The sequence below is a fragment of the Streptomyces sp. TS71-3 genome, from assembly GCF_018327685.1.
In the GTDB taxonomy this organism is placed as follows: Bacteria; Actinomycetota; Actinomycetes; order Streptomycetales; family Streptomycetaceae; genus Streptomyces.
This window is the reverse complement of sequence record NZ_BNEL01000001.1, coordinates 111,484-130,091: the sequence shown is the minus strand read 5'-3', so window position 1 is coordinate 130,091 and position 18,608 is coordinate 111,484. Positions and strand designations below refer to the sequence as shown.

Genomic DNA, 18,608 nt, shown 5'->3' with positions numbered 1-18,608 from the left:
CGTCCCGGTCCCGCGTGCCGCTGCCGTCCATACCGCGACCGTACCCCTCGGCCGCGGGCGGATTCAGCCTGCTTCGCCGTGGCCGGCTGCTCCCCCGCTGCCGTGAGGCGTGGGGGTGCCCGAGGTGCCGGTGGTGTCCGGGGAGTCCCGTTGGGCGGAACGGACTCACTGGACTAGACCTCTCCCGGTCCTTCGCGGGAGGATGTGCGGGTGAGACATGTCATCGCCCTGGACGTGGGCGGCACCGGGATGAAGGGCGCCCTGGTCGGGGCGGACGGCGCGCTGCTGTACGAGCGGCGCCGGGCGACCGGCCGCGAGCGGGGCGCCGACGCCGTCGTCGACGCGATCCTCGACTTCGCCGCCGAGCTGCGCGGCGCCGGCGAGGAGCGGTTCGGCGAGGGTGCCGCGGCGGCCGGTGCGGCCGTCCCCGGCATCGTCGACTCCGAGCGCGGCCTCGCCGTCTACGCCGCCAACCTGGGCTGGGACCGCGTTCCGCTGCGCGACCTGCTGAGCCGCCGGCTCGGCGGGCTGCCGGTGGCGCTCGGCCACGACGTGCGCACCGGCGGGCTCGCCGAGGGCCGGATCGGGGCGGGCCGGGGCGCCGACCGGTTCCTCTTCGTGGCGCTGGGCACCGGGATCGCGGGCGCCATCGGCATCGACGGCGCCATCGAGCCCGGCGCGCACGGCTCGGCCGGCGAGATCGGGCACATGGTGGTCCGCCCCGGCGGGCCGCCCTGCGACTGCGGCCAGCGCGGCTGCCTGGAACGCCTCGCGTCGGCCGCCGCGGTGAGCCGGGCGTGGGCGGCGGCCTCCGGCGACCCGGACGCGGACGCCGCGGGCTGCGCCGAGGCCGTCGCCGCGGGCGACCCGCGCGCCGCCGAGGTCTGGCAGGCGGCCGTGGACGCGCTCGCGGACGGCCTGGTCGCCGCTCTCACCCTGATCGACCCGCGCACCCTGATCGTCGGCGGCGGCCTCGCCGAGGCCGGTCAGACGCTGTTCGCGCCGCTGCGTGCCGCCGTCGAACGCCGCGTCACCTTCCAGGGCCTGCCCGACATCGTGCCCGCGGCCCTCGGCGACACCGCGGGCTGCCTCGGTGCGGGGCTGCTCGCCTGGGACCTGCTCGCCGGTTCCGCCGCCCCCGGGCCCGCCGCCGAGGGCGTCCGGCCCGCCGGCGCCGTCCCGTCCCCCGCTCCCCGCCCCGGCGGGAGCACGTCCACCCCCACGACTCCCCGGAGGTAACGGCCTGATGCCCGCGAAGGACAGATGCACTCTCACCGGTGCCCGTGTGGTCCTGCCCGACGGAATCCTGGACGGCGCTCGCCTCACCGTGGAGGGCACCCGGATCGCCGGCGTCTCCGGGAGCGCTCCCGGAGACACGGGCGCGGGTACGGGCGCCGGTGCGACCCGTGCCACCGGTGCCGGCACGCAGGGGGATGCCGGGGCCGCCGGCGGCGAGGTCGTCGACCTCACCGGGCACTGGCTGGTCCCGGGCTTCGTGGACATCCACAACCACGGCGGCGGAGGCGCCTCGTTCACCAACGGCACCGTCGCCGACATCCTCACCGGTGTCCGCACCCACCGCCTGCACGGCACCACCACCGTGGTCGCCTCCACCGTCACCGGCGAGACCGCCGCGCTCGCCCAGCGCGCCGGGCTGCTCTCCGAGCTGGCCGAGCAGGGCGACATCGCGGGCATCCACTTCGAGGGCCCGTTCATCTCGCCGTGCCGCAAGGGCGCGCACTCCGAGGCGCTGCTGCGCGACCCGGACCCCGCCGAGGTCCGCAAGCTGCTCGACGCGGCGCGCGGCCAGGCCACCATGGTCACGCTCGCCCCCGAACTGCCCGGCGGCCTGGACTCCGTACGGCTGCTCGCCGAGCACGGCGTGATCGCGGCCGTGGGCCACACCGACGCCACCTACGAGCAGACCGTGGCCGCCATCGACGCGGGCGCGAGCGTCGCCACCCACCTCTTCAACGCGATGCCGCCGCTCGGCCACCGGACGCCGGGACCCGTCGCGGCCCTGCTGGAGGACGACCGGGTGACCGTCGAGCTGATCAACGACGGCACCCACCTGCACCCCGCCGCCCTGCAACTGGCCTTCCACCGCGCCGGCGCCGCCCGGGTCGCCTTCATCACGGACGCCATGGACGCGGCCGGCTTCGGCGACGGCCTCTACCGCCTCGGACCGCTCGCCGTGGAGGTCAAGGACGGCGTGGCCCGGCTCGCCGAGGGCGGTTCCATCGCGGGCTCCACCCTCACCCTGGACCGCGCCTTGCAGCGCGCGGTCACCGTGGACCGCCTGCCCGTCCAGGACGCCGTCCACGCCCTCAGCGAGAACCCGGCCAGGCTCCTCGGCCGCTACGACACCGTGGGCTCCCTGGAACCCGGCAAGGACGCCGACGCGGTCGTCCTCGACGCGGACTTCGGGCTCGCGGGGGTCATGCGGAAGGGCGAGTGGGTGGTGCGGCCGGGGGACTGATCCGGCCGGGGAGCTGGTCCGTCCCGGAGGGCGATCCGGCCCGGAGGCTGATCCGGCGGGGGAGGGATCCGGCCAGTCCGCCCGAGCGGATCTCCCGCCGCCGGTGCCCGGGCCGCGGCGGGAGACGGGCGCACGCTCGCGCGGTACCGCCGCGGACGGGCGCCCGCACTCCGGCGCGGGCGCCCAGGGCGCGCATGGGGTACCCAGGGCCTCTCGTTCGGATCAGGCCGGAGCCGGTCTGGGCCTGCCGCTGAGTCTTTGGCATGATCAGGACGGACAGCGGTACGACGGTCGGCCACACGGCAGGCGAATTCTTCGAGGAGATTCGGGTGATCCTCACGGTCACGCTGAACGCCGCCCTCGACATCACGTACAGGGTCGCGGCGTTGCGGCCGGGCGCCACCCACCGCGTATCAGAAGTGGTGGAGCGGCCCGGCGGCAAAGGGCTCAACGTCGCGCGGGTACTCGCGGCGCTCGGCCACGAGGTGACCGTCACCGGCTTCGCCGGCGGACTCACCGGGCGTGCGCTCCGCGATCAACTCGCGGAGGACGAGAGCGGGACGGCGACGGGCCCGAGTGTGCGCGCGGTCGCGAGCACGGGCACCCCCACGGCGGGCGGTGCCGGACCCGGCGGTACGGCGGCCGTAGCGGTCGGGGCCGGGGGCGCGGCCGGAGCCGCCGACGGCGATCGGATCGCGGGCCCGGATATGGCCGGGATCGCCGATGCGGCCGGGATCGGGGATGCGGCGGGGGCGGCCGGAGGGGCCGGAAGGCTCACCGCGTCCGGTCCGGCCGGGGCGGCCGGAGCCTCGCGTGCACGGCGGGTGCGGGACGCGCTGGTGTCCATAGGCGGCACCACGCGGCGCACCGTCGCGGTCGTGGACGCGGCCACCGGGGAGACCACGCAGCTCAACGAGCCCGGCCCGGTCATCACACCCGAGGAGTGGACGGCCTTCACGGCCGCGTACGAGGAGCTGCTCGGCGGTTGCTCGGCGGTGGCGCTGTGCGGCAGCCTGCCGCCCGGGGTGCCGGTGGGCGCGTACGCGCAGCTGGTGCGGGCCGCGCACGCGGTGTCCGTGCCGGTGCTGCTGGACACCAGCGGCGAGCCGCTGCGGCGGGGACTCGCCGCCCGCCCGGACATCGTCAAGCCGAACGCGGACGAGCTGGCCGAACTCACCGGCTCCCACGAGCCCGCGCAGGCCACCCGGGACGCGCGGCGCCGCGGCGCCCACGCGGTCGTCGCCTCGCTGGGGCCGCGGGGGATGCTGGCGGTGACGCCGGAGGGCCGCTGGCGGGTGGTCCCGCCGCGCCGGCTGCGGAGCGGCCCGGTGCGCGGCAACGCGACCGGGGCCGGCGACTCGGCGGTCGCCGGGCTGCTCTCGGGGCTCGTGGACAACCTGCCCTGGCCGAAACGGCTCGTGCGCGCCGCGGCGCTGTCCGCGGCGACGGTCCTCTCCACGACGGCGGGCGACTTCGACCGGGGCGCGTACGGGGAGCTGCTGGGGCGCGTCGAGGTCACCGAGGCCACGTGATCCCCCGGTGGCCGAGGGCAGGTGGCCCGCCGGGGGAGAGACCTTCGTGGTGATCCCCGGGCGCTTGGGCCAGGGACCTGGGGAGACGCCGCATGGGAGTCGCCAAGCAGGAGCCGCCGGGCGAACCGGCGGCTCAGCCGCTCAGCCGGGGGTTACTTCTTCCAGCCCTTCACGAGCCAGACCTGGTCGAGGTTCGCGTCGCACTGGTTCCCCTGCTCGCAGGAGATCTTGACGGTGTTCGTCCCCTTGTTGAGCTCCAGGTAGAAGTACGAGCGGGTCCACCCCTTCTCCCAGTCGCCCGCCGGGGCGTTCGCCCAGTTCTTGAGGCTGAGCGGGGTGGTCTGCGGGGTGCCGTTGACCGTGAGGGTGGCGTTCGCGTCCTTGCCGGGCACGCCGTAGCCGATGTACAGCGTGTACTTGCCGCCGGCCGGGATGCCGTTGACCGTCCAGGTGGCGGACGCGCCGACCTGGTTGAGGCCCGCGACGTAGATGCCGCCGTCCGCCTTGGCGCCCTTGATGTCCGAGGCCGTGGCCGTGCCGCCGTCGAGCTTCAGGGCCTTGGCGTCGGACTTGGGCAGCTTGCCGGCCTCCCCGGAGGACTGCTTCGGGGGCGCGGTGTCGCCCGGTCCTGCGGTGTCCGCGGCGCCGGAGCCACCTCCTGCCTGGGCCTTGCTGTCGTCGCCGTCGCCGCCGGTGAGCACGGCGATGCCGATGCCGATGACGACCGCGGCGACCACCGCGAGCGCGCCGATCAGCAGCCCCTTGGTGTTGGGTCCGCCGCTGCGCCTGCCCCGGCCCTCGGTGTCGTACCCGGGCGGGGGGCCCTGGCGCGGCGGGGCGCCGGCCATGGTCTCGGGGGCCTGGTAGTGGGCGTTGGGCTGGTGGTAGCCCTGCTGGGGGATCTGCCCGTAGGCGGCGGTCTGCCCGTCCTGGCCGGGCGCCCCGGGGCGGCCCTGTCCGGGCTGGCCCTGCTGGGGCGGGTATCCGTACCCGCCGCCGCGGGCGCCCTGGGCCTGCTGCCCGTACTGGCGGCCGCCCACGGTGCGGACCTGGTTGTACGAGGACCGCTGACCCGGGTAGCCGTAGCCGCCGCCCCCGCCGGGCGGGGTGGCCCCGGACGCCTGCCCGTCGGCGTACAGATAACCGAACGGGTCGTCGTCCTCGGGCTTGCTCTCGCCGCTGTTGCCGGCCGTCATTCCCTTGGTCACTCCTTGGCACACGGGGTCGGTGCGGTCCCGCCGGCGCGCTGCCGGGCAGGGGGGCACACGTGGTCTGTGCGGTCTCTACAGGTCTGCGGACCAGCCGAGCGTACCCGCTCTCGCCGGTCCCATTCTGGGCCACCGGCCGCATCCGGGTCCCCGGCCCGGCGCTGACCTGCGGTTAGCCCGCTCGTCTGTGCTGTTTCGCACGCGAGCGCTTCTCGATGTACATCCGTTGGTCAGCTGATTTCAATACTTCGTCCGCCGACATGCCGCAGTGTGCCCAGCCGATCCCGAAGCTGGCGCCGACGCGGACCGCGCGGCCGTCGACCTTGATCGGGGGGATGATGGCGTTCCGCAGGCGGACCGCGAGGTCCTGCGCGTCCGCGCGGCCGAGGCCGTCGGCGAGGACGACGAACTCGTCGCCGCCGAGCCTGGCGACCGTGTCGCCGTCCCGTACGCCGCTGGTGAGGCGGCGGGCGACCTCGATGAGCACGGCGTCGCCGGTGTGGTGCCCGAAGCGGTCGTTGATCGACTTGAAGCCGTCCAGGTCGCAGAAGAGCACGGCGAGGCCCTTCGTGCCGTCGTCGGCCTCGTCGTCCGGGGCGACCGTGTGCACGTGGTCGTGGCCCGGGAAGCCCGCCGCGGCCGCAGCCGCGGGGCCGCCGGGGCCGTAGCCGAGGTCGCCGAGCGGCGGGCCCGCGTAGGCGGCGTCGAGGGAATCGATGTCGGACGGCGGCAGGGACTGCGGACGGCCGCAGAGCCGGGCGCCGAGCCGGGCGCGCAGCTCGGCGGAGTTGGGCAGGCCGGTGAGCGAGTCGTGCGAGGCGCGGTGGGCGAGTTGCAGCTCGCGGCGCTTGCGCTCCTCGATGTCCTCGACGTGGGTGAGCAGGAAGCGGGGGCCGTCGGCCGCGTCGGCGACGACGGAGTTGCGCAGCGAGACCCACATGTAGGTGCCGTCGCGCCTGGCCAGGCGCAGCTCGGCGCGGCCGCCCTCGGCGGAGGTGCGCAGCAGCGTGCCGATGTCCTCCGGGTGCACGAGGTCGGAGAACGAGTAGCGCCGCATCATCGAGGCGGGGCGGCCCAGCAGGCGGCACAGGGCGTCGTTGCTGCGCAGGATGCGGCCGTGCTGGTCGCCGCCCATCTCCGCGATGGCCATGCCGGAGGGCGCGTACTCGAAGGCCTGTCGGAAGGATTCCTCACTGGCGCGCAGGGCCTGCTGCTCGCGCTCCAGGCGGACCAGGGCGCGCTGCATGTTGGCCCGCAGCCGGGCGTTGCTGATCGCGATGGCGGCCTGGAACGCGTACATCTGGAGGGCCTCGCGGCCCCAGGGGCCGGGCCTGCGGCCGTTGCGCGGGCGGTCCACGGAGATCACGCCGAGCAGGTCGCCGCCGGAGGCGCCCGGCGCGTACAGGGGCGCGAAGAGCCGGTCGGACGGATGCCACTCGTCCTCGAAGCGCGGCTCGGGGCCCTCGGTGAACCACTGCGGGACGTCGTCGTCGTCGAGGATCCAGCCCTCGGTGTGCGGGATGAACCGCAGGTCCCCCCAGGCCTCGCCCATGGACAGCCTGCGCTCCCAGGCCAGCCGGGAGCCGACGCGGCCCGTGATCAGCGCCTCCGCGGCGCGGTCACCCGCCAGCGCGGCGACGACGAGGTCGCCATCGGGCCGCACCAGGTTGACGCAGGACAGCTCGTAGCCGAGGCCCTCCACCACGCCGTCCGCGACGTTCTGGAGGGTGTCGGCGAGGCTGCGGGCGGTGTTCATGTCCGCCATGACCTGGTGCAACTGCCGCAGGGTCGCCAGGCGGACGTACGGCTCGGACTCCGTGTCCATGCTCGCCCTCCCCGAGACTCTCGTCAGCAACTCCGCCGTGTCTGCTGTTCGTCAGCAGTGCCGGCCGAACGTCAACAATGTCACCTATGTCGCCGGCGACGCCGCCGGCTGTGTCGTCATGGTCGATGTCGTCCCGCCGGCGCACGCCGGGTGCCCGGCCGGAACGCGGTTCGGCCGTGTGTCCGGTGTGTCCGGCGTGCGTACCACAGCGTCTCCGTCACTGAATCACAGCGAGCTGCCCACTCGGTACACAGGGTCAACAAAATATGCCCCGTGTGACCCAAGTCACAGCAGGTAGTGAACCGTTGACGACGTTGTCCTCGGCCGTAGCGTGCGATTCCTGAACGCAACCCGGACCCCCCGGCCCACCTCTCCAGCGCCCCTTTGCGCCCCCATTATGGGTGCGCATGGCGGCGGGGGGCGGTGGGGGTGCTTTTTTCGGGGGATTCCGGATGGGTGGGGAGGTGCGGGGACGCTGGGCGCTGGGCCTGTGGGGGGGGTGAGCGTGTGGGGGCGGACCCACGGCGCCGGGCGCGCGGGGTCGGGCGTCCGGGGTGGGGCGCGCGGGCCGGGCGCGGCGGGGCCGGGTGTTCCGCGGGCGGGGGGCTTGCGGATGCCGGGGCGGGCGTCGGGCGAGGTGTCAGGCGAGGTGGCGGTAGCGCCCGCGGAAGTAGGAGAGGGGGGCGGCTTCGGGGTGGGGCAGGCCGGTTTCGAGGACGAGCCCGATCACGAGGGTGTGGTCGCCGGTCGGCACGCGCTGGTGCGTGCGGCACTCCAGGGTCGCCAGGGACCCGTCGATCAGCGGCGCCCCGGTGATGGCGCCCCGGCGGTGCGGGACGTCCTGGAAGAGCAGCCGGTCGCTGAGCCGCCCCCGCATCGCGAATCTCCCGGCGATCTGCCGCTGCCCCTCCGCCAGCACCGAGACGGCCCACAGGGGCTGCTCCTCCAGCAGATCGTCCATGCGGGAGCCGGTACGCACGCTGACCAGCACGAGAGGGGGGTCGAGCGAGACGGACATGAAGGAGGTCGCCGTCATGCCCGCGTCCTCGCCGCCGGGGCCGTCCGGGTCCAGCGGCGGTTCCTGCGCGGTGACCAGCACCACTCCCCCGGCCAGCCGGGACATGGCGGCACGGAACTCGTCGTTGCTCACGCCACCAGCATGCCCCTCGGGGGGAGAGGGCTGCGGGTCCGGTTGCTGGGAGGGGGCGAAAAGGTCTGGCACGCCGCAACGCTAACCATCTCCGGTGCCCGCGCACATCGGCCACACCCCCGTCCCTTGGCCCTACGCCCCGCGACGGACCCTCCCTTCGCCCCGTCCGCGCAGGAGGCCCAGCCCCACTTGGCCGCACCCGCCGACGAGACGTGCCCTCTCCGGGCAGGAGGCGCAGCCCCACCGCCCGGCAGTCGCCGACGAGGCGCGCCCCCTTCGCCCCGGTCCGCGCAGGAGGCGCGTACCCCCACCGGGCCGCTGTCGCGTGCGAGACGTGCCCCCTTGGCCCCGTCCGCGCAGGAACGCGTACCCCCACTCGGCCGCACCCGCCGACGAGACGTACCCCCTTCGCCCTCTCCGCGCAGGGGCGCGTACCCCCACCGGCCGGTGGTCGCGTACGAGACGTGAGGGGACGCGGGGGGATGTCCGCCCGCAGTGTCCTGCGTCAGGCCCAGGGAACCCGTCCGGTCGACGGAGGACGCGGGACCGAGGACGGACATCCCCCCGCGGCCCCGCCCCACGAAACACAAGGCGCCCCACCGCCCAGGGAAGTGGCACCGGTCGTGTCCGGACCATCGGCGGTGGCTGGCTGGTCGCGCCCACGCGGCGGAGCCGCATATCAACACAGCCCCGCGCCCCTTACGGGGCGCTCCATACACGGCGGCACCCCGGTTCCCCCAGGGGCGCGGGGAACTGCGCGACCAGCCACAGACGACCCGCACACGCAAGCCAACCCGAAGGGACACCCCCACAGACCCGCCGCAGGCGAACCGCCCGCCGCAAGGCGAAAGAGACCGCGGCTCGCCGGAGACGGCCACCCGCCGCACGGGCCAAGGCCGCCCCCCGGCAGCAGGCTTGGGAAGCGCCGGCTTCCTACTCCCAGCGAGTCGAGCGCCCCCGCTTGGTGTCGCCCCGCCTCTTCTTCTGCACCAGCCGCCGCTCGTTGATCCCCCGCGGCACCCGCGTGGCCCGGCGCTGGCGGGGCGGCGGTGCCGTGGCCTCCGCGAGCAGCGCGGCCAGCCGCACCGCCGCGGTCTCGCGGTTGCGCCACTGGGAACGGTGCTCCGAGGCCCGTACCGATATGACCCCGTCGACGAGCCGACCCGCGAGCCGTTCGAGCGCGCGTTCCCGCCACACCGGAGGCAAAGACTCCGTGCGCGCGAGGTCAAAGCGGAGCTCCACCTGGGAGTCCGAGGTGTTCACATGCTGCCCGCCGGGCCCCGACGACCTGGAGAAACGCCAGACCAGCTCGGCCTCGGGCAGCGAGACGGAGCCACGGATGACATAGGGACCGGACATACCCCCATGGTCGCGCGCCGCCACCCGCCACGTCATCCGTTTTTCCCACCGGTCACGTCATCCGCTTGTTCCCTGGCCCGCGCACAACCCCGGGCCACCCACCCCCGCAACGCCCACCGCGGCCTGGCCCCCACCCCCTCGGCACCCCTTCTCCCCCCGGAGCCCCACCGACCTCTTGCCATCACTTCTCGAAGGCATGTACGCAAGGAAAAAGCCTTGGCAAAGAAAGTAAAGGGGTGGGGAACTTGACGATGGCCGGGCGGCGTTCCTAGGGGTGGCGGTAGCTTCGTCGGCGGCACGGAACCGGCGTGGTGGAGCACAACACGCAGACCCGTGCATACGCACACCGAACACGCGGCACCGCAGTAACCACAAAACAATGGAAAGGACTTCCCGAAATGGCTGTAAGCCTGTCCAAAGGCGGCAACGTCTCGCTCACCAAGGAGGCACCGGGCCTGACCGCCGTCACGGTGGGCCTCGGCTGGGACGTCCGCACCACCACCGGCACGGACTTCGACCTGGACGCCTCGGCCATCGCGGTCAACGGCCAGGGCAAGGTCTACTCCGACGGTCACTTCGTCTTCTTCAACAACAAGCAGACGCCCGACCAGACCATCGTCCACACCGGTGACAACCGCACGGGCGAAGGCGCCGGCGACGACGAGGCGATCAACATCAACCTCTCCGGCCTCCCCGCCGACATCGACCGGGTCGTCTTCCCCGTCTCCATCTACGACGCGGACAACCGCAGCCAGAACTTCGGCCAGGTCCGCAACGCCTACATCCGCATCGTCAACCAGACCGGCGGCTCCGAGATCGCCCGCTACGACCTGAGCGAGGACGCCGCCACCGAGACCGCGATGGTCTTCGGCGAGCTCTACCGCAACGGCGCCGAGTGGAAGTTCCGCGCCGTCGGCCAGGGCTACGCCTCGGGCCTCGCGGGCATCGCGCAGGACTTCGGCGTCAACGTCTGACGGTTCGCCGTGGGCCGTATGCCGTACGGATGTCGTACGGCATACGGCCCACGCCCCGTCCGGATAGGGCCCACGTCCAGTCCCCGGATACGGCCCACGCGCCTTCCGGCCCTCCCGCGGGACATCCCGTCCTCCGAGAGGCCCATGCCTGCCGGCGGGAGACCCATGCCTGCCGCACCCGCGCGGATACGCGGCTCCGCGCACCGCGTGACACCATCCCCCCGTGCTCGACATCGGCTACGCCCTCTCCACCCGCTTCCCGGACCCCCCGGCGATCGACTACCGCGCCGCGGACGTCAAGGCGCTGCGATACGACCTGTTCTGCGGTGATGTGTACCTCGCGGACACCGAGGCCGACCGCGAACTGTCCACAGCCTGGGGATGGGTACCCGTGCTCGACTTCGCGTGGGCGCTCTGCGGCATCGTCGAGGAGCTGGGGCACGACCCGCGCGGCGGTCGGGGGCCGGTCCGCGCCGAGCTGGACTTCACCGAGTCGACGGACCGGCTCCGCTTCGAGCGGCACACCCGCTGGGTGAGCGTCGTGGCCGACTGGGCGCGGCCCGGCACGCCCGAACTCACCGTCCCGTACGGCGAGCTCCGCCGCGAGTCCCGCGACTTCCTGCACGACCTGCTCGCCGACCTCGTCGACCTGCACGAGGACCTGGCCGAGAACCCGAACGTCTGGCAGCTCCAGGCCCGCTTCCCCCGCATACGCAGATGACGACAGGGGCGCGGGCCGCGAGCCCCCGCTACCCCTCCAGCACCCGCACGCCCATCTGCGCGGCGAGCACCGGCGCGAGGTCCAGGAGCTGGGTCGGGGTGATCACGGCGCCGGAGAGGCGGTCCACGCCGCGGGTGATGTCGAGGACCGCGGTGCCCCGCAGGTCCACGTCAGTGAGCACCGCGTTGCTGAAGTCCGCACCCCTGAGCGTGGAGTCCGGGAACTCGACGCGCTCCAGGCGGGCCCCGGCGAAGTCCGGCTCGACCAGGACGCAGCCCTCGAAGACCACGTCCTTCAGCCGGGCCGCGCGGAAGTTGGGGTAGTCGATCTTCCCGCCGCGTATCACCACGCGCTCCAGCACCGCGCCGTGCAGCTGCGTGCCGCCGAGGCGGGCGTCGGTCACCTCCACGTCGCGCAGGGTGGCCTCCACCAGTTCGGCGCCGACGCCCCGGGGCGCGGCGAGGACGGAGTCCAGCAGACGGGCACGGGTGAGCCGGAGCTCGTCCAGCGCGCAGTCCCCGAGCGCGCAGTCCATGAACCGGGCGCCGCCCGCGTCCTGGCCCGAGAGGTCCAGGGCCTCGAAGCGGACGCTGTCGTAGTCGCCGTCCGGCTCCAGGGGCCCGCCCGGCCACGCGGTGAGCGGCGGCAGACGCAGCTCGGGCCGCCGCGCACGCCTGACCTTCGGCTTCCCCGGCTCCTTCGCTTGCTTCACCTTCCCCTCCCCCTTCGGGTCTTTTGCGCTTGCCAGTGTTGGCGGTCTTGATGGTCTTGATGGTCTTGGCGGTCTTGGCGGTCTTGGCGGTCTTGATGGTCTCGGTGCGCGCGATGGCCGGCCATGTGTACCGTCCCGTCCCTGCTGGTTGCCCCACGTGGGGGCGCGTGTGCGGCTTCCTCGCGACCTGGCGCGGACCGTCCGCCGGCCACGCCCGCCGGTTCACGCCCGCGGGCCTCAACATGCCGGCGCGCACCGCTGCCCCATGCTGCCCTCCTCCACTGACAATCGGCCTCTCGGCCCCGCGGCCGTCACCCCGGCCCGGGGCGCACGGACCCTCCGGACGGGCCCGGCCGCCCGCGCCGATGTCACGGCCGATGTCACATCCGCACCCCTCTGCGCCGTCTCAGTTATGGACCCGGTGGCCGAGCCGAGCGCCGCCGGATCCCATGTCCAGTCGAAGGGGCAGAGCGCCGCGGACGGCTTCGCGCGGGCGGAGAGGCTGCTGGATCTCGGTTTTCCCGGGTGGCGGGAGCGGGTGACGCTGCGGCGGGAGGCCGTGAGCCGGGGGCGCACCGGGGCGGTGGACCTGCCCGGCAGCACGTGGCGGGACCGGCCAGCCATCGACCGGGGGGACGGGGTGTATCTGGCGGGGGATCAGGTGGCGGCGCCCGGGCTGCTGTCGGAGGTGTCGTTCACGAGTGCGGTGGAGGCGGTGATGCGGGCGTTGACGGTGAGCCGGTTCGCGCCGTGGCCGCCGCGGGCTGTCGACCGCCGTCGAACGGCGTAGGGCCGGGGGCGGCCCGGCCAGCCCCTTCCGGCCGCGGGCGGCCTACCGCCCGCCCTGGCTGCTCGCGCAGTTCCCCGCGCCCCTTCCAGGGGCGCCTTCGGACCCCCTCCCCACCTGCCGGCGGCCCCGCTCGCACCGGCCAGCCCCTTCCGGTCGTAGACGACCCACCGCCCGTCCGGGCTGCTCGCGCAGTTCCCCGCGCCCCTTCCAGGGGCGCCCCTTACAGGGCGGCACCACGGTCCCTTCAGGGGCGCGGGGGAACTGCGCGAGCGACCAGCCACGAGCTGATGGTCCGGACGCGACCAGCATCGCCCCCTCTGGACGGCGATGGGCGCGCAGCGCTCAAAAAACGCGCAGCGCCCAAAAAAGGGCCCCGCCGGGGTGGCTTCTCTTGACCTCAAGTGCGGTTGGTGTTGAAGCGTGAGGAGCGTTCATGCCGCGTGCGGGTGAGTCGTGCGCTTGGGGCGAAGGACAGGGAGTTTGTCATGCGCGCTATCCGACTGCACGCCTTCGGTCCGGCGGGGAATCTTCGGTACGAGGCGGTGGAGGCGCCGCGTCCGCGGCCGGGGCAGGTCCGGATCGCCGTCGGCGCGGCCGGTGTGCATCTGCTGGATGCCGCCCTGCGTGCGGGAGCGGCGGGGCCGATGCCCGGGCCGCCGCCGGTGCTGCCGACCGTCCCGGGGCGCGAGGTGGCCGGCACCGTCGAGTCGGTGGGTGAGGGGGTGCCGGAGCTGTGGGTGGGCAAGGACGTGGTCGCCCACCTGGGATTCGCGCCGGGCGGCTACGCCGAGCTGGCCGTGACCGGCGCCGAGCGCCTGCACGAGATCCCGCCGGGCCTCGACCACGCGGCGGCGATCCCCATGATCGGCACGGGGCGCACGACCATGGGGATCGTGCAGTTCGCCGAGCCGGGACCCGGGCAGGTGGTGCTGGTGCCCGCCTGGGGGTACCTCCCACGCCCTCAAGGCAGTGGGGGACGGTGGCATCGGCATGCTGCTGGTGCGGTACGCGAAGGCGGCCGGCGCGCTGGTCGTAGGACTCGCGGGCGGGCCCGGCAAGACCTCCCGGGTGCGGGCCGAGGGCGCCGACCTCGCCGTCGGCTACCGCGAACCGGACTGGCCGGAGCGCGTGCGCGCGTTCCTGCGCGAGCACGGCGGGACCGCCGACGGCCGCGGCGCCGACGTCCTCTTCGACGGCGTGGGCGGCGAGACCGCCCGGACCTTGGCCGGCATGCTGCGGCCCGGCGGCCGGCACATCGTCTTCGGGTGGTCCAGCGAGGGGATCGCGGACGGCGGTCCCGTCCGGTTCCCCGACGGCTACCTGGCGGAACGCGGCGTCACGTCCGAGGAGGTGCTCGGCCCGGTGATGATGGAGAAGGCCGGCGGCCCCCACCCCATCCGCACGCTGGAGCTGCGCGCCCTCGCCGAGGCCGCGGCCGGCCGTCTCGTCCCGGCCGTCCAGCGCTATCCGCTCGCCGAGGCCGCCGCCGCGCACCGGGACCTGGAGTCCCGGGCGACCGTGGGCAAGGTGGTGCTGGAGCCCTGAGCCCGGGCGGGGCAGGGGCCGGCGGGCGGGGGCCGGCAACGGGCAGGCCTCCGACCGACCTGCGGTTCCAGCACCAAGCCGCCGCCCCAGCCCCCCCACCCGCCGGCCCGCCCGCGGCCCCGCCCACCGGTCTGCCGGCGGCCCAGCCCGCGCCCGGATGCGCCCCCTCATGATCCGTGTTCTTCTGGCCAGATGACCGCCCCCCGACCAGGTGAGCGGGACGAGGCCGGCGAGGGGCCGGATCCGCACCGCTGGTGGGCCCTGGTCGTCATCGCGCTCGCGCAGCTCATGGTCGTCCTCGACGCGACGATCGTGACCATCGCGCTGCCGTCGGCGCAGCGCGAGCTGCACATCTCCAGCGGCAACCGGCAGTGGGTCATCACCGCCTACACGCTGGCGTTCGGCGGGCTGCTGCTGCTCGGCGGCCGGGTCGCGGACTTCGTCGGGCGGAAGCGGACGTTCGTCATCGGGCTCTGCGGCTTCGCCGTCGCCTCCGGCGTGGGGGGCGCCGCGCAGTCGTCGGGGATGCTCTTCGGGGCGCGCGCCCTCCAGGGGGTGTTCGCGGCGCTCCTCGCGCCGTCCGCGCTGTCGCTGCTGTCCACGACCTTCCAGGACCCCTCGGAGCGCGCGAAGGCCTTCGGCGTCTTCAGCGCCCTCGCGGGCAGCGGGGCCGCGATCGGCCTGATGGCCGGCGGGCTGCTGACCGACTTCCTGAGCTGGCGCTGGTGCCTGTACGTCAACATCCCGATCGCGATCGGCACGGTGGCCGGCGCGCTCACCCTGCTGCACGACCGGCCCGGACACGAGGAGGCCCGGCTGGACATCCCCGGCGTGGTGCTCGGCTGCGGCGGCCTGGTCGCCATCGTGTACGGCTTCAGCGAGGCCCAGCCGCGCGGCTGGACCAGTCCGTTCGTCCTCGTGCTGCTCGCGGTGGGCCTGGCGATGCTGGTCTTCTTCGTCCGGTGGCAGACGAAGGCCCCTCATCCCCTGCTGCCGCCGCACATCATCCGGGAGCGGAACCGGGCGGGCAGCTTCCTCGCGATCGTCATGGCCACGATCGGCCTGTTCGGGCTCTTCCTGTTCCTGACCTTCTACATGCAGACCATCCTCGGCTACTCACCGCTGCGCACCGGCCTCGCGTTCCTACCCATCGCGGGCGCCATCGTCGTCGGCTCCACGCAGATCTCGGCGCGGCTGCTGCCGCGCACCGCGCCCCGGAACCTGGTGGTGCCCGGCATGATCCTGGCGGCGGGCGGACTCATCATCCTCACCCAGCTCACCGTGGAGGCGGCATACGTGACCCACCTGCTGCCGGCCATGCTGCTGCTCGGCCTCGGGATCGGGCTGACCTTCATGCCGGTGATGGCGACGGCGACGGCGGGGGTCGCCCCGTGGGACGCCGGCGTGACGTCGGCGACCGTCAACACGTCGCAGCAGGTCGGCGGGTCCATCGGCACGTCCCTGCTGAACACCATCGCGACGAGCACCGCCTCCGACTACGTCCGCACGCACCTGCGCGACCCGGCCCAGCGCACGGCCGTGGAGCGCGCCGGGGTCGTGCACGGGTACGCGACGGCGATCTGGTGGGCCGTGGTGATCATGCTGATCGGGGCGGTCGTCGCGGGGGTCCTCATCAGCGGAAGGGGACCGCAGCAGCCGGCCCGGCGGGAGGGGCGGGTGCCGGAGCCCGTGCGGTGACCGACCCGCCGTTCTCAGGCCGGAACCGTGCCGAGCCGCCGCAGCGGCTCGTCGGTGAGGCGGTAGACCGTCCACTCGTCCTGGGGGCGGGCGCCCATCGCGCGGTAGAAGCGGATCGACGGCTCGTTCCAGTTCAGGACCGACCACTCAAGACGCTCGTAGCCGCGCGCCACGCAGATCCGGGCCAGCTCGGTGAGGAGCGCCTTGCCGTGCCCGCCGCCGCGCCGGTCCGGGCGTACGTACAGGTCCTCCAGGTAGATGCCCTGCCTGCCGCGCCAGGTGGAGAAGTTCGGGAACCACAGCGCGAAGCCCACCGGCTCGCCCGTCTCGTCGTCCGCCGCGATGTGCGCGTACGCGGCGGGACGGTCGCCGAAGAGTGCCTCGGTGAGCTGCTCCCGCGTGGCGCGGGCCTCGTCGGGCGCCTTCTCGTACGCGGCGAGTTCGCGGATCATGGTGAGCAGAACGGGCACGTCAGCGGCTGTGGCGGTGCGAATCATGGCCGAAGGTTAACCCGATTGCACCAACAGCCCCGAGGTTTCCGCGAGCCCCTCGCCGCCTCAGCGGTCCAGCAGGCGGCGCCCGACCTCCACCTGGACGGCACCGGGCAGGCGGTGCTGCTCGGCGTCCCAGAGGCAGAACTGGAGCACCCGGACCAGCGTCCACGCGCGTGCCCGCTCGCGGTCCAGGCCCAGGACGTCCGTCATCGCGTCGAAGCGCCAGACCACCTCGGACGCCGCGAAGCGGTTGTGCAGGGCCGGGAAGAGCTCGAAGCCGGGGTCGCCGGACAGCGGCTTCGGGTCGATGGCGAGCCACGGCTCGCGCCCGCCGGCGAGGACGTTCTCGAAGTGCAGGTCCCAGTGGAGCAGGCGGTTGCCGAAGCCGCCGCCGGCGCCCGCGCCCGCGTCCGCCTCGACGTCCCCGCCCACGTCCGCTTCCGTGTGCCTGTCCGCTTCCGTGTGCCCGTCCGCTTCCGCATGCCCGTCCACGTCCGCGTTCCCGGCCACGCTCCCGTCCGCACGCGCACGCGCACCCGCGCCCGTATCCGTATCCGTCTCCGCATCCGCATCCGCGACGAGCTCCCGCAACGCCGCCGTGCAGCCCTCCAGCACCCGGCGGGCCCCCGGGTCCTCGACCGTCCGCACGGCGGGTGTCCGGGGCACGGTGGCCCGGACCATGGTGCCGAGATCCCGCAGGCCCGAGGGCGCCCGGACCGCGGTCAGCCGGGCCAGCAGTCCGGCGATGACCAGCACGGCCGCGCGCGAGTCGGCGACCGTGCCGAGCTGCCGGGACGCGTCCAGCCGCTCCAGAAGCATCGTCCCGGTCCCGGGGTCGTGCGCGAGCAGCCGTGCCGCGCCCCGGCCGTCCCAGGCCCGTAGCGCGACGGGCTCGCCCACCGTCTCGTCGTCCAGGTACTGGAGCTTGAGCACGGCCGGCGTGCCGTCCGAACGCCGCACCGGCAGCACCAGCGCGCACACGCCGGCCGCCACGGGCCCGTCCCGGGTCAGCCGCCACCTCCGCAGGAATGTGGCCGCCCGCTCGGGCAGTGCGGCGAGGAAGGCCCGGCCGAGGTCGCCGTTGTACCGGAGCTGGGCGGTCACGAGGCTGTCCGGGATCTCCACCGTCATCCTGCCGATGCTAGGTCCGCGGCCGCTGCGACCGGTTGTCAGGATTCCTTGACATTCCACCGCACTGTCAGGCTACCCTGACACCATGACAGCCGAGGAGACGCCGGCCGTGCTGGCCGGGCAGGTGACGAACAAGGATCCGGCGGTGGGCCTGCGGGCCGTCGTGGCACTGCGGCGGCTGCTGGAGGAGCTGGAGCAGCTCCATGTCGACAACGCCCGCGACCAGGGCTGGTCGTGGCAGAGCATCGCGACGGCGCTGCGCGTCAGCCGCCAGTCGGTGCACGAGAAGCACGCGCACAGGCGCAAGGTCACAGGCAAGGAGGACTGAGGTGTTCGAGCTCTTCACCGACGGCGCCAAGCGCGCCGTCACGAAGGCCCAGGACGAGGCGTTGTCGCTGGGGCACGACTTCATCGGCACCGAGCACGTGCTGCTCGGGCTCGCCGTCGCGGGCGAGGGCACGGGAGGCGAGGTGCTGGGCGACTACGGCGTCACCCCCGAACGCGCCCGCGACGAGCTGGTCACCATGCTGACGGCCGCCGGGGTGACCGGCGCCGGCGGCCAGGACGCCAAGGACGCCCTGGCCACGCTCGGCATCGACGTCGACGAGATCAGGCGCAGGGCCGACGACACCTTCGGGCCCGGCCGGTTCCACTTCCCCCGGCCCGCGTTCACCCTCCACGCCAAGAAGGCCATGGAGATGACGCTGCGGGAGTCCCGCGCGCTCGGGCACGAGCACATAGGCACCGAACACCTGCTGCTGGGGCTCATCGCCGAGGAGGCGGCCCACTCGGAGGCGAACGGCGATCCCGGACCCGGGCCCGGCGGGGCCGCCCGGATCCTCGGGGCCCTCGACGTCGACCCGGCCGCCCTGCGCACGGCGGTCCTGACCCGCATCGGTCCGCCGGTCGGGGCGTAGCGGCGACGGGGGGTGTGGGGCGGGTGACCACGGGAACGGGGGCGGATCGTCGTGACGACCGGGGTGCCGGCTG

Annotated in this window: 15 protein-coding genes and 3 pseudogenes; 11 read left to right on the top strand and 7 right to left on the bottom strand. The window is 74.2% G+C overall.

Annotation, left to right across the window (positions count from 1 at the left end):
- The first annotated feature begins 210 nt into the window (after positions 1–210).
- From Sm713_RS00620 to Sm713_RS00610, 3 genes are all read left to right on the top strand, one after another.
- A complete protein-coding gene (locus Sm713_RS00620) occupies positions 211–1,239 on the top strand; it encodes an ROK family protein (protein WP_212907755.1) in 1,029 nt (342 codons plus the stop codon).
- A 7-nt stretch (positions 1,240–1,246) separates the two neighbouring features.
- Positions 1,247–2,479 (top strand): N-acetylglucosamine-6-phosphate deacetylase, encoded by a 1,233-nt coding sequence (gene nagA, locus Sm713_RS00615; protein WP_212907754.1) that lies wholly within the window; start codon positions 1,247–1,249, stop codon positions 2,477–2,479.
- Positions 2,480–2,808: 329 nt separating this feature from the next.
- Positions 2,809–4,011 (top strand): 1-phosphofructokinase family hexose kinase, encoded by a 1,203-nt coding sequence (locus tag Sm713_RS00610; protein WP_212911684.1) that lies wholly within the window; start codon positions 2,809–2,811, stop codon positions 4,009–4,011.
- A 152-nt stretch (positions 4,012–4,163) separates the two neighbouring features.
- Here the strand turns inward: Sm713_RS00610 and Sm713_RS00605 are convergent, their stop codons facing one another.
- The 4 genes from Sm713_RS00605 to arfB all read right to left on the bottom strand — a co-directional run bounded on the left by Sm713_RS00605 (position 4,164) and on the right by arfB (position 9,553).
- Positions 4,164–5,207 carry a carbohydrate-binding protein gene (locus Sm713_RS00605; RefSeq protein ID WP_212907753.1) on the bottom strand — a complete coding sequence of 348 codons (1,044 nt, stop codon included), beginning with the start codon at positions 5,205–5,207 and terminating at the stop codon, positions 4,164–4,166.
- 184 nt (positions 5,208–5,391) lie between these two features.
- Positions 5,392–7,044 carry a diguanylate cyclase CdgB gene (cdgB, locus tag Sm713_RS00600; protein WP_212907752.1) on the bottom strand — a complete coding sequence of 551 codons (1,653 nt, stop codon included), beginning with the start codon at positions 7,042–7,044 and terminating at the stop codon, positions 5,392–5,394.
- 640 nt (positions 7,045–7,684) lie between these two features.
- The gene (locus tag Sm713_RS00595) at positions 7,685–8,167 is read right to left on the bottom strand and encodes a flavin reductase family protein (RefSeq protein WP_212911683.1); all 483 of its coding nucleotides are present in this window, start codon (positions 8,165–8,167) and stop codon (positions 7,685–7,687) included.
- Between the two features lie 960 nt (positions 8,168–9,127).
- Positions 9,128–9,553, bottom strand: coding sequence for an alternative ribosome rescue aminoacyl-tRNA hydrolase ArfB (gene arfB / locus Sm713_RS00590; RefSeq protein ID WP_212907751.1), 426 nt, complete (start codon positions 9,551–9,553; stop codon positions 9,128–9,130).
- Between the two features lie 398 nt (positions 9,554–9,951).
- On the opposite strand from arfB, the gene Sm713_RS00585 reads away from it, so the two are divergent.
- On the top strand, positions 9,952–10,527 hold the full coding sequence (locus Sm713_RS00585) for a TerD family protein (protein ID WP_212907750.1): 576 nt from the start codon (positions 9,952–9,954) through the stop codon (positions 10,525–10,527).
- 223 nt (positions 10,528–10,750) lie between these two features.
- Positions 10,751–11,248, top strand: a complete 498-nt coding sequence (locus Sm713_RS00580; RefSeq protein ID WP_212907749.1) for a hypothetical protein — start codon at positions 10,751–10,753, stop codon at positions 11,246–11,248.
- Positions 11,249–11,276: 28 nt separating this feature from the next.
- Here the strand turns inward: Sm713_RS00580 and Sm713_RS00575 are convergent, their stop codons facing one another.
- Positions 11,277–11,960 (bottom strand): pentapeptide repeat-containing protein, encoded by a 684-nt coding sequence (locus Sm713_RS00575; RefSeq protein WP_212907748.1) that lies wholly within the window; start codon positions 11,958–11,960, stop codon positions 11,277–11,279.
- A gap of 469 nt (positions 11,961–12,429) precedes the next feature.
- Between Sm713_RS00575 and Sm713_RS00570 the strand changes: the two are divergent.
- The 3 genes and pseudogenes from Sm713_RS00570 to Sm713_RS00560 form a co-directional block, all read left to right on the top strand.
- Positions 12,430–12,750: pseudogene (locus tag Sm713_RS00570) on the top strand (hypothetical protein); the annotation flags it as partial.
- A 485-nt stretch (positions 12,751–13,235) separates the two neighbouring features.
- Positions 13,236–14,295 (top strand): annotated as a pseudogene (locus tag Sm713_RS00565) (zinc-binding dehydrogenase).
- 192 nt (positions 14,296–14,487) lie between these two features.
- Positions 14,488–15,993, top strand: a complete 1,506-nt coding sequence (locus Sm713_RS00560) for an MFS transporter (protein ID WP_212907747.1) — start codon at positions 14,488–14,490, stop codon at positions 15,991–15,993.
- 14 nt (positions 15,994–16,007) lie between these two features.
- Here the strand turns inward: Sm713_RS00560 and Sm713_RS00555 are convergent, their stop codons facing one another.
- Complete coding sequence (locus Sm713_RS00555; protein WP_212907746.1) at positions 16,008–16,490, bottom strand: GNAT family N-acetyltransferase; 483 nt, start codon at positions 16,488–16,490, stop codon at positions 16,008–16,010.
- 60 nt (positions 16,491–16,550) lie between these two features.
- Positions 16,551–17,618, bottom strand: coding sequence for an aminoglycoside phosphotransferase family protein (locus tag Sm713_RS40005; RefSeq protein ID WP_249416020.1), 1,068 nt, complete (start codon positions 17,616–17,618; stop codon positions 16,551–16,553).
- A gap of 85 nt (positions 17,619–17,703) precedes the next feature.
- On the opposite strand from Sm713_RS40005, the gene Sm713_RS00545 reads away from it, so the two are divergent.
- The 3 genes and pseudogenes from Sm713_RS00545 to Sm713_RS41375 all read left to right on the top strand — a co-directional run bounded on the left by Sm713_RS00545 (position 17,704) and on the right by Sm713_RS41375 (position 18,535).
- Positions 17,704–17,946 (top strand): hypothetical protein, encoded by a 243-nt coding sequence (locus Sm713_RS00545; RefSeq protein WP_212907745.1) that lies wholly within the window; start codon positions 17,704–17,706, stop codon positions 17,944–17,946.
- 1 nt (position 17,947) lies between these two features.
- Positions 17,948–18,136, top strand: a pseudogene (locus Sm713_RS40000) (Clp protease N-terminal domain-containing protein); the annotation flags it as partial.
- A 6-nt stretch (positions 18,137–18,142) separates the two neighbouring features.
- Positions 18,143–18,535 carry a Clp protease N-terminal domain-containing protein gene (locus tag Sm713_RS41375; protein ID WP_308293174.1) on the top strand — a complete coding sequence of 131 codons (393 nt, stop codon included), beginning with the start codon at positions 18,143–18,145 and terminating at the stop codon, positions 18,533–18,535.
- Positions 18,536–18,608 lie beyond the last annotated feature (73 nt).

Excerpts from the sequence above, each read along its gene's own strand:
- nagA (WP_212907754.1), top strand. The coding sequence starts at position 1,247 with ATGCCCGCGAAGGACAGATGCACTCTCACCGGTGCCCGTGTGGTCCTG.
- arfB (WP_212907751.1), bottom strand. The coding sequence starts at position 9,553 with ATGTCCGGTCCCTATGTCATCCGTGGCTCCGTCTCGCTGCCCGAGGCC.
- Sm713_RS00545 (WP_212907745.1), top strand. The coding sequence starts at position 17,704 with ATGACAGCCGAGGAGACGCCGGCCGTGCTGGCCGGGCAGGTGACGAAC.
- Sm713_RS00595 (WP_212911683.1), bottom strand. The coding sequence starts at position 8,167 with ATGTCCCGGCTGGCCGGGGGAGTGGTGCTGGTCACCGCGCAGGAACCG.
- Sm713_RS40005 (WP_249416020.1), bottom strand. The coding sequence starts at position 17,618 with ATGACGGTGGAGATCCCGGACAGCCTCGTGACCGCCCAGCTCCGGTAC.
- Sm713_RS00560 (WP_212907747.1), top strand. The coding sequence starts at position 14,488 with ATGACCGCCCCCCGACCAGGTGAGCGGGACGAGGCCGGCGAGGGGCCG.
- Sm713_RS00605 (WP_212907753.1), bottom strand. The coding sequence starts at position 5,207 with ATGACGGCCGGCAACAGCGGCGAGAGCAAGCCCGAGGACGACGACCCG.
- Sm713_RS41375 (WP_308293174.1), top strand. The coding sequence starts at position 18,143 with ATGCTGACGGCCGCCGGGGTGACCGGCGCCGGCGGCCAGGACGCCAAG.
- cdgB (WP_212907752.1), bottom strand. The coding sequence starts at position 7,044 with ATGGACACGGAGTCCGAGCCGTACGTCCGCCTGGCGACCCTGCGGCAG.
- Sm713_RS00585 (WP_212907750.1), top strand. The coding sequence starts at position 9,952 with ATGGCTGTAAGCCTGTCCAAAGGCGGCAACGTCTCGCTCACCAAGGAG.
- Sm713_RS00555 (WP_212907746.1), bottom strand. The coding sequence starts at position 16,490 with ATGATTCGCACCGCCACAGCCGCTGACGTGCCCGTTCTGCTCACCATG.